Below are 12,408 nucleotides of genomic sequence, written 5' to 3' on the forward strand. Positions count from 1 at the left end.
CGGTTAAGCGCGCCGCTTGGGGAAGGCTTTTTCATCGGAGAGTGAACGATGGGTTACAAAGTCGCAGTCGTCGGAGCGACCGGCAATGTCGGACGGGAAATGCTCAACATCCTCGATGAGCGCAAATTCCCCGCGGACGAGGTCGTGGCGCTGGCATCACGCCGCAGCGTCGGCGTCGAGGTCTCCTATGGCGATCGGACCTTGAAGGTCAAAGCGGTCGAGCACTACGACTTCTCCGACATCGACATCTGCCTGATGTCGGCGGGCGGCTCGGTCTCGAAGGAATGGTCGCCGAAGATCGGCGCCGCCGGCGCGGTCGTGATCGACAATTCCTCGGCCTGGCGCATGGACCCGGACGTTCCGCTCATCGTGCCGGAGGTGAATGCCGACGCGACCAAGGGTTTTGCCAAGAAGAACATCATCGCCAACCCGAACTGCTCGACCGCGCAGCTCGTCGTCGCGCTGAAGCCGCTGCACGACAAGGCGACCATCAAGCGTGTCGTGGTCTCGACCTATCAATCTGTGTCGGGCGCCGGCAAGGATGCGATGGACGAATTGTTCTCGCAGACCAAGGCCGTCTACACCAATGACGAGCTGATCGCGAAGAAATTCCCCAAGCGCATCGCCTTCAACGTCATCCCCCACATCGACGTCTTCATGGAGGACGGCTACACCAAGGAAGAGTGGAAGATGATGGCGGAGACCAAGAAGATCCTTGATCCCAAGATCAAGCTCTCCGCGACCTGCGTGCGCGTGCCGGTCTTCGTCGGTCATTCGGAAGCCGTCAACGTCGAGTTCGAGAACCCGCTCGCGGCGGATGAGGCGCGCGAGATCCTGCGCAAGGCGCCAGGCTGTCTCGTCATCGACAAGCAGGAGCCCGGCGGCTACGCCACGCCCTACGAAGCGGCCGGCGAGGACGCGACCTATATCAGCCGCATCCGCGAGGACGCCACGGTCGAGAACGGTCTCGCCTTCTGGTGCGTGTCGGACAATCTTCGCAAGGGCGCCGCGCTCAACGCGATCCAGATCGCCGAGGTCCTGATCAACCGCAAGTTGATCACGGCGAAGCAGAAGGCGGCGTAAGACCGATCGAGATCTCGTAGGGTGGGCGAAGGCGCAACGCGCCGTGCCCACCACTTTTCTCGATGTCATCAGAAGTGGTGGGCACGCTTCGCTTTGCCCGCCCTACAAAAATTCTCGTCGCGTTGACGAACCTACCCCGCGTCCCTGACGCTGCGAAATTCCTTCGCGACCTTGTCGAGTACGAACAGCGATCCCTCCGCGACGCCGAAATAGGCGCCGTGCGTCTGCATCTGGCCGGCGTCGACCGCCTTGCGCACGAACGGGAAGGTCATGAGGTTTTCGAGGCTGCGGAACACCGCGGCCTTCTCGATGCGCTCGACGAATTGCGCCATCGTCTCGCGGTCACGTTGCTCGACCACCTCGCCGGGCTTGATGAACATCTGCATCCATTTGCCGATGAAATCGCCGGGGGTCAGTGGCTCGATCTTGTCGACGAAGGCGCGGATGCCGCCGCATTGCGCGTGCCCGAGCACCACGATGTGCTTCACCTTCAGCACCGTCACGGCATATTCCAGCGCCGCCGAGACGCCGTGCGCATTCTGGTCAGGCTGATACGTCGGCACCAGATTGGCGATGTTGCGCATCACGAACAGTTCGCCCGGCCCGACGTCGAAGATCACCTCCGGCGAGACGCGGGAATCGCAGCAGCCGATCACCATCACTTCGGGTGACTGGCCCTTCACCGACAATTCGCGATAGCGCGTCTGCTCGGTTGGCAGCCGCTGCGTCGCGAAGGCCTTGTAGCCGTCCAGCAAGTGCTGAGGGAACGTGATCATGGCCTATGCCTAATCATATACCGCAGGGGCGAACAAGCCTTTCGAATAGGCAGGCCAGGTGCTATCGGCTCGGGCTAGAAGACATTCGAGGAACCCGGAAGGAACGCCAGCATGACCCGTCCGCGCCGCAGCCATCTGTTCATGCCCGGCTCCAACCCCCGCGCGCTGGAAAAGGCCCGCAACCTGCCGGCCGACGGCCTGATCCTGGACCTTGAGGATTCTGTCGCCCCCGACGCCAAGGCGGTGGCGCGGGACCAGATCGCGGCCGCGATCGCCGCGAAAGGCTTTGGCAGGCGCGAGATCCTGATCCGGACCAACGGGCTCGATACGCCCTGGTGGGCCGACGACGTCGCGATGGCTGCCAAGGCGTCGCCCGACGGCATCCTGGTTCCAAAAGTCTCGAGCGTCGAGGATCTCGATACGATCGGCCGCCGCCTCGCCGAACTTGGTGCCGCGCCGACGGTGAAGGTCTGGGCCATGATCGAGACCGCGCGTGCAGTCCTGCATGCAGAAGAGCTCTCGGCCGCTTCGCGTGATCCCAACACGCGCCTCGTCGGCTTCGTGTTCGGACCCAACGACATTTCGCGGGAGACGCGGATCAGGATGCTGGAGGGCCGCGCCGCAATGATCCCGATGATCACCCATTGCATCCTGGCGACGCGCGCTCACGGCCTCGAAATCCTCGACGGGCCCTATAGCGACATCAACAACTCGAGCGGCTTTGCGACGGAATGCGCGCAGGGTCGCGATCTCGGCTTCGATGGCAAGACCCTGATCCATCCCTCGCAGATCGAGGCCTGCAACGTCATCTTCACGCCGCCCAAGGAGGACGTCGCGCGCGCCCGCAAAATCATCGCGGCGTTCGAATTGCCGGAGAACGTCTCGCGCGGGGCGATCCGGCTCGACGGCCAGATGGTCGAACGCCTGCACGCCGACATGGCACGCCGCACGATCGAGATCGCAGATGCGATCGTCGCGATGAGCAAGGGGTAGGGCGTACGCTTGAAGGCGACGTTCGTCTTTCTGACGCCGGGTGCAAATCTTCTGTTCGCGAAGAGTATTCGCAGAAGGCGGTCCCCGCGCCGTTCGGCGCGCAGGGATCATCGCTCTCGCGTCACCGCCGTAAGGTTCATCGTAAGCAAGACGCCTGGCTTGGGGAGTTCCTGGACAGAAAAAACTGTGCGCGCAGGTCTGTGGTCGCCCATCATCTCGACATAGGCAGCATTCATCGCCTCGAAGTCGGACATGTGCTGCAGGAAGACATTGATGTCAGTAACGTGGCTGAGGTCGGAGCCGACGGCATCGAGCATCACTTCGAATGATTTGAAGATTTGCCGAGTCTGGGCACCTATGTCTCCCACTGCCAAATGTCCTGTCGCTGGATCAACTCCAGCGGTCCCACCAATCCATATATGTTCGCCGACTTTGGCGATGTGATTATAGGGCCCGATCGGTTTCGGCGTGTTCGGCGGTGTGAGTGTTTCTACGCGGGATTTCATCGTCTGCCTCATTTCGTATCTCAGATACCAACTCGCCGGCGGGTCTGAAAGCCGCCCCAACTCGGATTTCTGAGGGGGCTGCCATAGCGGCGCCGCTCGATTGAGATCGCAGATGCGATCGTGGCGATGAGCAAGGGTTGAGGCTGTACCCAAAAAAAGATGCTCGGCCGCCTGACGCCTGCGGCCGGGCAAAGCGGTGGCTATCACCTGTTCGGAATGCGCTCAGGGAGTGTTTGCGGTCGCTGCGTTCCCGGCCGACTTGGCCCTGGTCGACTTGGCCCCGGCCGACCTGGCCTCGGTGGGCGCGCTGCCGGCGGGCGAACTGTCGGTGGGCGTGCCACCGGGCGCTGATGTGGCCGTCGCCACCCATGCCAGCCTGCCGGACCGCCCCAGCCCATGCCGCGCCGCCAATTGAAGCCGCATCGGTACCAGCCGCCGCCACGCCATCCGCCATTGTACCAACAGTAACGGTGGCCTCTCCAGGTGAACTGGACTGTGTCCGCAAGGCGAAGCTGATCGGCAACCTCGCGCGCGCCCAGTGGTGCGATGAGGCTCGCCTGCGAAGGACCGCCGGTCGTCATGACCGCTGCCGAAGCGGCCGCAAGAGCGAGTACCCATAAAGTCGATTTTCGCATGATTTGCTCCTCGCTCGTGACAGCGCAGGACGCGCGCCGGCTGAATGGCCACAGCCGTGTGCTGCAACGTCGGAGTCATAACGCCAGGCAGTCTAGCTAGGCAGCCTTGGACTGAGTTGCGGCTGCGAGGGCATCGCGCAGGTGCTGTTCCTTCTTTTCATCGAGCGAGGTCTTGAGAACCGTTCCTCCCACATCCTTGATCTCGTTGAGAACCTTGTCTGCGGTCATGCTCTGGATCAGCAGGAACAGAACGGCATCTCCCGATTTCACCTTCGCGGCGAGATCCTTCATGAACTGATCTCTGATCCCGAAGTCGGTCAGCGCGCCGCCCAATGCGCCTGCGCCGGCACCGAGAGCCACGCCGATGAGAGGATTCAGGAACACCAATCCAAACAGCAGTCCCCAGAAGCTGCCGCTCGCGGCGCCCGCCATCGTCGTGTTCACGAGCTGATTGAGTTTGACGGAGTCCCCTGTCTTGACCGCGATCACGGCATCATTGATCGCGATCAGGTACTCCTTCTGGAGCTTGAGAATTTTCTGCCGAACTTCCTCTGCTTTGGCTTCGGATGGGTACACGATCGCAACAAGGTCTGACATTGAACACTCCCGTCCTGACTTGAAGTGCTGCCCCTGATCCGCTTGATACGCGCGGTCACGTTTAACACAGACCGAAAAGTCTCTTGTCGGCTGATCGGTTCCATGTGTTCACAAGTCGGAGATGGTTTTGATCGCCCGCGCAATTGAGTAAGCGGGATTGTCTTACGTGCCGTCGGATAAGGGCGTGCCACAAACCTTGCCTGCCCGCGCACCATCAAGATCCGCATTGGCGCCGCCTGCAGCGGCACTCTCGATCACGATGCGCGTTTCGTCCCAGACTGCCACACTCTCGCGACTGCCCGATGGCAGTGAGGGACAGAGCCGGTTTTTGTTCGGGCGTTGTGAGGAGAGGTGATGGATCTCAATCAGATCATCGGCTTCGCGGCGGGATTCGGGACGACCTTCGCCGCTCTGCCCGACCTCATTGCCATGCTGAAGCGGCGCTCCAGCGTCGGCATGAACCCTAGAATGGCGGCCATCACGGGTACTTTCCAAATTCTCTGGGTGATCTATGGCGTATCGATCGGCTCGAGGAACATCGTCATCTGGAATGTGATCGCAGTCTTGACCAATTATCTCACCGTCGGGGCCTACACGTACTTTCGTCGCCAGGAAGCGCGATCGGGATGATGTGGCGCAAGCCCATTTCACTTCGACGGAACCCTGCAGCGGGTGGACATTCCGCGGCTGTCAGAAATCTCCAGGCACCCGGCGAACTAGCCGCGACTGCGAACGGCTGCCGAATAGGGATTTTGAAGCCTTGCTCTCGCGCGCTTAGCAACCACTGAACGAGCAGCACGTTCTGGCAATCTCAAAGGAGAAGATTGGGGCAAACCTCATAGGAGGAATTGATATGTCGCGTTCAAAGCTGGCGCTGATCTCCGCGATGATGGTTCTCTCGATGGGCTTCGTTCTTTGTTCTCAAGACTCTGCCAATGCGGCCACGTTCTGTGCGCAGTTAAGAGGGGCGAAAGCCGCAGGACAACCTGACTGTTCATTTTCGACGCTGGATACTTGCCGCGCGCGTGTAAAGCACAGGGGCGGCGGGCATTGCTATAAACTGACCCAGTAGACTGCTCGTCAGTGCGGCGCGCCGCGGCGGTGCCGCTGACGAGGTTGCGGCCGCATTGCGCACAGACACGGTGCGAGGGCGGGCGGCCGAGCTGCCCTTCGCTGATTGAGGCGGCCGCAGGAACCGCCGGGGAACGTCATCGCGCGATTACTGCTGCATAGCTCTAGCCATAATTATGGTCACCTCAACGTACATTCTCAGCAGGGCGAGGATCACAGTCGGTGCTGACAAAATGAAAGCGATGCGACTTTCCTGAATTCCCAGCCGGCGCAGGTCATCATTGACCAACGCGTCAAGTTGAAGAGGCGCCATTGGCATGCGCTATCCGATTGAGACTGCACCAAAGAATGGGCACTCCATCGTGCTCGAGGATGAAGCGAGCGGAAGCTTTGAGGTTGCCCGGTGGTCGACCGAGACCGATGAATGGATCGGCGAATATGGCGAAGCGAGCCAGCTGACGCCATCGCATTGGTACCCGTGTTACAGTTTTTACAAGCCCTCGCCGTCCGGTATACCCCTCGCGCGGCCCGCCACCGCGATCGGCTCAGCGCTTGCAGAGACTGTTCAGATTGTGCCACTGCACGAGCGACGAGGAACTGCACGTTGGTGGATTGCCGCAATGGTCATCGCAGGTGCGATTGGCGGCGTCTATTTGCAGCGGACAATGCTGAATCCCCGAGGACTCTCCGCCCCCACTGCGCTCGAGGGGGACGTCGCGAAGGTGCGAAGTAGAACCGAGACGACGGGACTTGTGCGTTCACGCGAAAGCAGCGGGGCGAGCGAGGTAGCGCAACGACCCAGGCAGTCAATCGAGAACGAGACAGCGGAATTGCGGCAGTCTCTCCAGCAGGAGCACGATCGGGCCGAGTCGCTGGCGACTGAATTGGCACAAGTGCGCCAGGCCATGGAAGAGAAGAAGGCGATTGCAGTCGAAGATTCGCCAGCCGTTAAGCAGTCTGCTGGCGTTGCGCCAGAGCAAGGTGAACAAGAGAACAGAGTAACCGAAACAGGCCGACAACGGCGCCGGGCTGTGAGCCAGAGTGCCGGCCCCAACTGCCAGCAGTATCGAACCTATAATCCATCCTCCGGGACCTACAGGGGCTATGACGGACAGGTCCATACCTGCCAATAGTTGCGCCTTCGACCTGGCGAATGCTCCCGCCGCGCGTCTAGTGCGGCGCGCTGCCCGTGCGATCCAGCGTCTCCAGCGTTGAGGCGTTCGGGCAATAACCCCCGTAGTTCTCGGCGGCGGTGCCGTCGGCGAGATCGCGGTGGCAGTGCGCCTTTTCGTTGCACAGCGCGCAGAGGCGCTCCATGTCGCGCAGCAGAAGCGGCTGCGCGCGGCCGAGCTGCTCCTCGCTGATGCCGAGCTGCGCCAGCATCTTCGGCAGTTCGTCTGCGGCATGATGGCCGTGACGGACCAGCTCTTCGAGATCATCCGGCGACAGCCGCAGATCGCTCGCGATCCGGTTGAAATCGGAACGATCGAGCTGCCGCATCTCGTTCAGTTCGCGGCGATGCTTCAGCCAGCCGGCAAAGGAATCGATGAGATCCTGAACCACGGGATAGGGTCTGCTCTGGGTGCTCATCTCGACGCTCCATTCGGCGGTATTGAAGGGAGTAGAGCAGACATGCAGGAAATTGCGTTGCGCTGGATCAAACAGGAACGACGAGGCCGCTGATCTCGTGCCCCGGACGCAGCGCAGTGCGCAAGCGGTGCGCTGCTGAGCCGGGGCCCATGCAGGTAGGTGGGTCCCGGCTCTGCGGAGCGGCACTATGTGCCGCACCGCGTCCGGGACACGAAAGCAAAGCTAGATGAACCGCTCCGCCGCCCAGGCATACAGGCTGCCGGGAATCGGCTTCTGGCCGCCGCGTCCCTTGGGCGAGATGTGCAGGCCGATGATCTCGGGGTTGGCGACGAGGCCGAGATAGTTCGACGGCTCGAAGAACAGCTTTGGCTCGGCGTGCACGGCGTAGAACGATTGCTTCGGCAACGCGCAGCTCAGTTCGCCGAAGCGGCGCGCGAGCGCGGTCAGTGCGGCGGGCCCATAGATCGCGACGCGAATATCCGAAAGCCGGTTCGAACCGCCGCGCAGGCGACGCAGTGCAAACGTCAGGCGATGGCGCAGCGACAGCCAGTCCGGCGTCAGCTCCTCCTGCTCCATCAGCGCCTCGAATGCGCGGACGATGCCGTGCTCCGCCGGCAGATACAGCACGGAGTTACCGAGCTGGCGCGGCCGCTCCCAGGCGAAATAGGGTTTTGCGGGATCGATCTCGACCGGTTTCAGGAGCAGCACATCGGCGTCGAGCCACAGGCCCGCGCGTTGCGCCATCAGCTTCATGCGGAAGAAGTCGCTGAACTGAAGCGTGGTCCAGTCGCGCCAGCTTCCGTCCGGCTGCGGCGGCCGCAGCCTTTCCGAGAACGCGTGCGGCAGGATCGCTTCGGCCTCGGCATTGCCGACACCCGCGGGCAGGCCGGGAATGGTGTCGAAGCTGTAGACCGTGACCTTGTGCCCGGCCGCGAGCTGCGAGCGCAGACAGGTCTGGCGCAGCGCGTCCATCGGGCCATGCCAGAAGGTGACGACATCAGGCAACATGCGCGGAAGCTATAAATGACAAACGCAAGAGGGCAAAGCACAAGAGGGCAAAGAAAAAGCCCCGGCGCGCATCGCACCGGGGCTCGAAACGGAACTAGAGCATGATCCGGAAAAGTGCGAAGCGGTTTTCCGAATAGATCATGCTCAAACAATAAAATCTCAGGCCCAGGCGCGTTCGCGCTTGAGCTTCTCCTCGTAGGTGTCAATCGAGGCCTTCTTCTCCATCGTGAGGCCGATGTCGTCGAGGCCGTTGATCAGGCAGTGCTTGCGGAACGGATCGATCTCGAACTTGACCTTGCCGCCGTCGGGGCCGCGGATCTCCTGGTTGGGCAGGTCGATGGTGAGCGTTGCATTGGCGCCGCGCTCGGCGTCGTCGAACAGCTTGTCGAGGTCTTCCTGGCTGACGCGGATCGGCAGAATGCCGTTCTTGAAGCAGTTGTTGTAGAAGATGTCGCCGAACGAGGTCGAGATCACGCAGCGGATGCCGAAGTCGAGCAGCGCCCAGGGCGCGTGCTCGCGGCTCGAGCCGCAGCCGAAATTGTCGCCCGCAACGATCACCTTGGCGTTGCGGTAGGCCGGCTGGTTGAGCACGAAGTCCGGATTCTCGCTGCCGTCGTCCTTGTAGCGTTGCTCGGAGAAAAGCCCCTTGCCGAGGCCGGTGCGCTTGATGGTCTTCAGGTACTGCTTCGGAATGATCATGTCGGTGTCGACATTGATGATCTTCAGCGGCGCCGCGACGCCTTCCAGCGTAGTGAACTTGTCCATGGTTGCGCTTCCCGGTCAGGTCAGGGGAACGGCTATTTATCGCGATCGGGGCCCAAATCCTAGGCCAAATTCAGCAGATAAGGGCTGCGCTGGCGCGGCATCGGGATTTCACCTCTCCGGCTTGCGGGAGAGGTCGCGCCGAAGGCGCGGGTGAGGGCTCTCTCCTCTTGGGGGGCTGTCCCATTGCGGGGACAACCTCTCCCCAGCCCTCCCTCGCAAACGGGGGAGGGAGCGCACCGCACTTGCGGCGGCGCTTCAATCCGCCTGAGCCTCAATCGCGGCCATATCGTCGTCCGAGAGGCCGAAATGGTGCCCGATCTCGTGGATCAGCACGTGGCGGACGATATGGCCAAGGCTCTCCTCGTGTTCGGCCCAGTAGTCCAGGATCGGCCGGCGGTAGAGCCAGACCATGTTCGGCAGCCGCGCGACGTCACCAAGGCTCTGCTGCGGCAGGCCGACCCCCTGGAACAGACCGAGCAGGTCGAACTCGCTCTCGCAGTCCATCTCGTCCAGGACCTCCTCGGTCGGGAAGTCCTCGACGCGGATGATCACGCCTTCGCAGAGATCGCGAAAGTGCTTGGGCAGGCGCTCGAAGATGTCGTGCGCCACCACCTCCATTTCGGCGAGTGAAGGCGCTTTCAATTCCGTCCACATGCCTTCTCTTAGCGCGGGTTCCCCGGCGATGCATCCGGCTTTATGATCGCGGTGAGGTTGACGCGCGTCGCCAAAACGGGGAGCGTACGGCGCCTTGATGGGGACGGTTCAGGTGGGTGGTACGATGCGGGCGGGAACAGCGGCACAGATCTTACTTTGCCAGATCTTACTTTGCATGGGGTTGTTTTCGCTGTTTTTTGATTCCGGTGCGAAAGCCCAGACGACTGGCGCCGAAGTCCGGTTGGCCCAGGCCGAGCCGCCGGATGCGCCGCCGCTGCGCCGCCGGCCGCGGTTGCGCGTGGTGCCCTACGAGACGCCGGACGGGGTCTATCCGCGCTACTATCCCGGCCCGGACGCGGTGCGGGAATGCAACGCCACCTATGTGCAGGAATATCGGCCGAGCGGCACTGTGATCGTGCCGCGCATGAGCTGCTATTGGCGGCGCGGTTGACGCCTCTCGCCTAACGACCGCGCAGCGCGCCGATCAGGCCGACGCCGACGACGAGCGCGGACGCGCCATAGACCAGGATCGCCATCACCGCTTGCGCGAACGGGCTCGCCGTGCCGGCCTCGACGCCCGGTCCCTGTGCGGCAAGCGCCGCCTCCGAGCCGAACAGCGTGACCGTTGAAACAGCAAGGCGAGAAACCGGCAGCCCACCGCGAGACTGTGCCATGATCATCTCCTGCATCTAAAGCATGATCCGGACCCGAAGGGCCGCGTTAGCGCAAAGTGCGAAGCGGTTTTCCGAAAAGATCATGCGCAAACAAAAACCTAAAGCGCGATGACGGTTCATCCCAATTTCATCGCGCTTTAGCCGTCCAGAAGATACGCCGATCATTGACGGTTGGTTTTTTTGGCGCAAACGAAATGCGTTGCGCGGATCTCGAAAGTATCTGGCCGCAGGTCTTTCGCGTTCATTTCCTTCGCGTTCATCATTGCGGCGCGTTCATTCATACACGATTCAGCCCGCCGCCTCTAGCGTCCTGCTCCGTGACGTCATGCTGAATTGCGTCACACAATCGAGGTCGGAGGAGGACGACATGCAATCCAAGAAGGTCAAGGTGCTCGGTCTCGCTGCCGTCGCAGCGGTACTCATGTGTGCTGTGCCCATTGAGCGTGCGCAGGCCGTGTCCCTCATCAATCCCGGCGCCGCGCAAGCGGTGCAGGATGTCGCTGCTACAACGACGGAAGTGCATTGGCATGGCTGGCACCATCATCATTGGCGCTGGCACCATTGGCATCACCGGCGCTGGTGGTGACGCGTCGATCGGCGGCAAAACAGGCCCGGATAACCGGGCCTGTTTTCGCTTGCAGATGACGTAGTGAAGGCTCCATGCTGGCGGCATGGAGATTGTCATGAAGGCAGCGATCGTGATCGTCGTCGCTTTGGGATTGGCGATGGCATTACCTGATGCGTCGGTTGCGGCAACGTCGATCGCAACACAGCAGCAGGTCTCAGTGCGAACGGTTGATTTCGGCATGCGGCGTCACGACCGATACATGCGTAGCGTTCGGCACGTACCCTATCAGCCGCACTACTACGCGCGGCCCGTCTTTTATCGGCCCTATCCCTACAGCGTGCCCGCTCCCTTCGTGCTCGGCTTCGGGCCGTGGTGGTGACGGCGCGCTCTAGGTTGGCACAACTGCACACTCCCCCGCGCCGCAGCGATCTTCTGCGTCCTCGTTCATTCATGAGGCATTCACGTCGCCGTCCCTAATTTAATCTTGGGGAGCGACCGCACCTGAACAGCGCCCGCCAAGCCCGCCTCTCATTTGGAGACGGGAGCACACAACTGCGCTGTCCAGATTCAGGAGGGTTTGATGCTGAGGAGTGTTGATTCCCGGGCAGGCGTGATCCGCTTGTTCGGGCTTGCGGCCGCGGCAGTGCTGATGCTGTCGGCAGGGGCTGCGCAGCGCGCCGAGGCGCTGACCCCGATCAATCCGGTCGCCTTACCGGCAGCGAAAGCCGCGGCCGATGACATGGTCACGCAAGTCCGTCACGGTGGTGGCGGTGGCGGCCATGGTGGAGGCTTCCGTGGTGGTGGAGGTTTTCACGGTGGCGGAGGCTTTCACGGCGGTGGCGGAGCGCATGTCGGCGGCTTCCATGGCGGCGGTTTCCACGGCGGTGGCTTCCGTGCCGCGCCGGCCTTTCACGGCGGCGGCTATCGCAACGGTGGCTTCCGTTACGGCGGATATCGTCACTATGGAATCTACCATTCCTACTACCGGCATCATTACTTCCACCGGCGCTTCTACGGCGGCTACTATCCCTATTACAGCTATCCGCGCCGCTGCCGGGTGATCTGGACCTATTGGGGTCCGCGCCGCATCTGCCGCTGGCACCATCGGCATCGCTGGCATCACTGGGGCTGGCGGCACCGCTATTGGTGATGTGAGCTGTGGTCATTCCGGGTTCTCGCTTCGCGAGCCCCGGAATGACATCAATAGCAAACAGCTAATCCCTGAGCTTCCAGGATGCCGACTTCCAGCGCATCAGATTGTCGAGCTTCCATTGCCGGAACATCGCCGGCGGCCAGCGGCTGAGGCGCGAGGTTTCCTCGATCTCGGGCTTGGCGACGACGCGCAACGGCGCGGCGCGCCGCCGATGCTGGCGCGTCGCATCGCTGACGAGATCGACATATTCCGGCTTGTTGGCCATGGCGTTTTCATCCTCGCGAGCTTGTCGCGAGGATGAAGTCTCAGGCATGCCGCTTAAGGCAGGCTTGCCG

At 62.0% G+C, this 12,408-nt stretch carries 18 protein-coding genes; 9 read left to right on the forward strand and 9 right to left on the reverse strand.

Features of this window, described 5'->3' with window-relative positions:
* Positions 1-48 precede the first annotated feature (48 nt).
* Complete coding sequence (locus YUU_RS0117160) at positions 49-1,083, forward strand: aspartate-semialdehyde dehydrogenase (protein WP_027523498.1); 1,035 nt, start codon at positions 49-51, stop codon at positions 1,081-1,083.
* 131 nt (positions 1,084-1,214) lie between these two features.
* Here the strand turns inward: YUU_RS0117160 and YUU_RS0117165 are convergent, their stop codons facing one another.
* Entirely contained in the window at positions 1,215-1,859 is a 645-nt protein-coding gene (locus YUU_RS0117165) for a carbonic anhydrase (protein WP_027523499.1), read from the reverse strand.
* 111 nt (positions 1,860-1,970) lie between these two features.
* On the opposite strand from YUU_RS0117165, the gene YUU_RS0117170 reads away from it, so the two are divergent.
* Positions 1,971-2,852 carry a CoA ester lyase gene (locus YUU_RS0117170; RefSeq protein WP_027523500.1) on the forward strand — a complete coding sequence of 294 codons (882 nt, stop codon included), beginning with the start codon at positions 1,971-1,973 and terminating at the stop codon, positions 2,850-2,852.
* 107 nt (positions 2,853-2,959) lie between these two features.
* Here the strand turns inward: YUU_RS0117170 and YUU_RS51040 are convergent, their stop codons facing one another.
* Together YUU_RS51040 and YUU_RS0117185 are read right to left on the reverse strand one after the other, a co-directional pair.
* Positions 2,960-3,358, reverse strand: a complete 399-nt coding sequence (locus YUU_RS51040; RefSeq protein ID WP_027523501.1) for a RidA family protein — start codon at positions 3,356-3,358, stop codon at positions 2,960-2,962.
* Positions 3,359-4,089: 731 nt separating this feature from the next.
* Positions 4,090-4,590: a DUF1269 domain-containing protein gene (locus YUU_RS0117185; protein WP_027523503.1), complete on the reverse strand. Its 501-nt coding sequence runs from the start codon at positions 4,588-4,590 to the stop codon at positions 4,090-4,092.
* Positions 4,591-4,944: 354 nt separating this feature from the next.
* Between YUU_RS0117185 and YUU_RS51045 the strand changes: the two genes are divergently transcribed.
* From YUU_RS51045 to YUU_RS0117205, 3 genes are all read left to right on the forward strand, one after another.
* Entirely contained in the window at positions 4,945-5,220 is a 276-nt protein-coding gene (locus YUU_RS51045; protein WP_051389775.1) for a SemiSWEET family sugar transporter, read from the forward strand.
* A 223-nt stretch (positions 5,221-5,443) separates the two neighbouring features.
* Positions 5,444-5,662: a hypothetical protein gene (locus YUU_RS58720; protein ID WP_156944356.1), complete on the forward strand. Its 219-nt coding sequence runs from the start codon at positions 5,444-5,446 to the stop codon at positions 5,660-5,662.
* 316 nt (positions 5,663-5,978) lie between these two features.
* Positions 5,979-6,794, forward strand: coding sequence for a BA14K family protein (locus tag YUU_RS0117205; protein ID WP_027523504.1), 816 nt, complete (start codon positions 5,979-5,981; stop codon positions 6,792-6,794).
* 37 nt (positions 6,795-6,831) lie between these two features.
* Here the strand turns inward: YUU_RS0117205 and YUU_RS0117210 are convergent, their stop codons facing one another.
* The 4 genes from YUU_RS0117210 to YUU_RS0117225 form a co-directional block, all read right to left on the reverse strand.
* Entirely contained in the window at positions 6,832-7,251 is a 420-nt protein-coding gene (locus YUU_RS0117210; protein ID WP_027523505.1) for a hypothetical protein, read from the reverse strand.
* Positions 7,252-7,473: 222 nt separating this feature from the next.
* A complete protein-coding gene (locus tag YUU_RS0117215; protein ID WP_027523506.1) occupies positions 7,474-8,259 on the reverse strand; it encodes a hypothetical protein in 786 nt (261 codons plus the stop codon).
* Positions 8,260-8,418: 159 nt separating this feature from the next.
* Positions 8,419-9,024 carry a 3-isopropylmalate dehydratase small subunit gene (gene leuD, locus YUU_RS0117220; RefSeq protein ID WP_027523507.1) on the reverse strand — a complete coding sequence of 202 codons (606 nt, stop codon included), beginning with the start codon at positions 9,022-9,024 and terminating at the stop codon, positions 8,419-8,421.
* A gap of 255 nt (positions 9,025-9,279) precedes the next feature.
* Entirely contained in the window at positions 9,280-9,678 is a 399-nt protein-coding gene (locus YUU_RS0117225; protein WP_027523508.1) for a metallopeptidase family protein, read from the reverse strand.
* A 175-nt stretch (positions 9,679-9,853) separates the two neighbouring features.
* Between YUU_RS0117225 and YUU_RS0117230 the strand changes: the two genes are divergently transcribed.
* Positions 9,854-10,129, forward strand: coding sequence for a hypothetical protein (locus YUU_RS0117230; protein WP_027523509.1), 276 nt, complete (start codon positions 9,854-9,856; stop codon positions 10,127-10,129).
* A 10-nt stretch (positions 10,130-10,139) separates the two neighbouring features.
* On the opposite strand, the gene YUU_RS0117235 is transcribed toward YUU_RS0117230, so the two are convergent.
* Positions 10,140-10,352: a hypothetical protein gene (locus tag YUU_RS0117235; RefSeq protein ID WP_063621725.1), complete on the reverse strand. Its 213-nt coding sequence runs from the start codon at positions 10,350-10,352 to the stop codon at positions 10,140-10,142.
* 367 nt (positions 10,353-10,719) lie between these two features.
* On the opposite strand from YUU_RS0117235, the gene YUU_RS0117245 reads away from it, so the two are divergent.
* From YUU_RS0117245 to YUU_RS0117255, 3 genes are all read left to right on the forward strand, one after another.
* On the forward strand, positions 10,720-10,938 hold the full coding sequence (locus YUU_RS0117245; protein WP_027523511.1) for a hypothetical protein: 219 nt from the start codon (positions 10,720-10,722) through the stop codon (positions 10,936-10,938).
* Between the two features lie 97 nt (positions 10,939-11,035).
* Complete coding sequence (locus YUU_RS0117250) at positions 11,036-11,299, forward strand: hypothetical protein (RefSeq protein ID WP_027523512.1); 264 nt, start codon at positions 11,036-11,038, stop codon at positions 11,297-11,299.
* A gap of 201 nt (positions 11,300-11,500) precedes the next feature.
* Positions 11,501-12,070 carry a hypothetical protein gene (locus tag YUU_RS0117255; RefSeq protein WP_027523513.1) on the forward strand — a complete coding sequence of 190 codons (570 nt, stop codon included), beginning with the start codon at positions 11,501-11,503 and terminating at the stop codon, positions 12,068-12,070.
* A gap of 64 nt (positions 12,071-12,134) precedes the next feature.
* Here YUU_RS0117255 and YUU_RS0117260 read toward each other — a convergent pair whose 3' ends face one another.
* Positions 12,135-12,338, reverse strand: coding sequence for a hypothetical protein (locus YUU_RS0117260; RefSeq protein ID WP_027523514.1), 204 nt, complete (start codon positions 12,336-12,338; stop codon positions 12,135-12,137).
* Positions 12,339-12,408 lie beyond the last annotated feature (70 nt).

It is taken from the genome of Bradyrhizobium sp. Ec3.3, assembly GCF_000472925.1.
Classification (GTDB): Bacteria; Pseudomonadota; Alphaproteobacteria; order Rhizobiales; family Xanthobacteraceae; genus Bradyrhizobium.

Coding starts and splice junctions, on each gene's coding strand:
- YUU_RS0117225 (WP_027523508.1), bottom strand. CDS start 9,678: ATGTGGACGGAATTGAAAGCGCCTTCACTCGCCGAAATGGAGGTGGTG.
- YUU_RS0117245 (WP_027523511.1), top strand. CDS start 10,720: ATGCAATCCAAGAAGGTCAAGGTGCTCGGTCTCGCTGCCGTCGCAGCG.
- YUU_RS0117210 (WP_027523505.1), bottom strand. CDS start 7,251: ATGAGCACCCAGAGCAGACCCTATCCCGTGGTTCAGGATCTCATCGAT.
- YUU_RS0117185 (WP_027523503.1), bottom strand. CDS start 4,590: ATGTCAGACCTTGTTGCGATCGTGTACCCATCCGAAGCCAAAGCAGAG.
- YUU_RS0117160 (WP_027523498.1), top strand. CDS start 49: ATGGGTTACAAAGTCGCAGTCGTCGGAGCGACCGGCAATGTCGGACGG.
- YUU_RS51045 (WP_051389775.1), top strand. CDS start 4,945: ATGGATCTCAATCAGATCATCGGCTTCGCGGCGGGATTCGGGACGACC.
- YUU_RS0117170 (WP_027523500.1), top strand. CDS start 1,971: ATGACCCGTCCGCGCCGCAGCCATCTGTTCATGCCCGGCTCCAACCCC.
- YUU_RS0117165 (WP_027523499.1), bottom strand. CDS start 1,859: ATGATCACGTTCCCTCAGCACTTGCTGGACGGCTACAAGGCCTTCGCG.
- YUU_RS58720 (WP_156944356.1), top strand. CDS start 5,444: ATGTCGCGTTCAAAGCTGGCGCTGATCTCCGCGATGATGGTTCTCTCG.
- YUU_RS0117260 (WP_027523514.1), bottom strand. CDS start 12,338: ATGGCCAACAAGCCGGAATATGTCGATCTCGTCAGCGATGCGACGCGC.
- YUU_RS0117230 (WP_027523509.1), top strand. CDS start 9,854: ATGGGGTTGTTTTCGCTGTTTTTTGATTCCGGTGCGAAAGCCCAGACG.
- YUU_RS0117255 (WP_027523513.1), top strand. CDS start 11,501: ATGCTGAGGAGTGTTGATTCCCGGGCAGGCGTGATCCGCTTGTTCGGG.
- YUU_RS0117215 (WP_027523506.1), bottom strand. CDS start 8,259: ATGTTGCCTGATGTCGTCACCTTCTGGCATGGCCCGATGGACGCGCTG.
- YUU_RS0117235 (WP_063621725.1), bottom strand. CDS start 10,352: ATGGCACAGTCTCGCGGTGGGCTGCCGGTTTCTCGCCTTGCTGTTTCA.
- YUU_RS51040 (WP_027523501.1), bottom strand. CDS start 3,358: ATGAAATCCCGCGTAGAAACACTCACACCGCCGAACACGCCGAAACCG.
- YUU_RS0117250 (WP_027523512.1), top strand. CDS start 11,036: ATGAAGGCAGCGATCGTGATCGTCGTCGCTTTGGGATTGGCGATGGCA.
- YUU_RS0117205 (WP_027523504.1), top strand. CDS start 5,979: ATGCGCTATCCGATTGAGACTGCACCAAAGAATGGGCACTCCATCGTG.
- leuD (WP_027523507.1), bottom strand. CDS start 9,024: ATGGACAAGTTCACTACGCTGGAAGGCGTCGCGGCGCCGCTGAAGATC.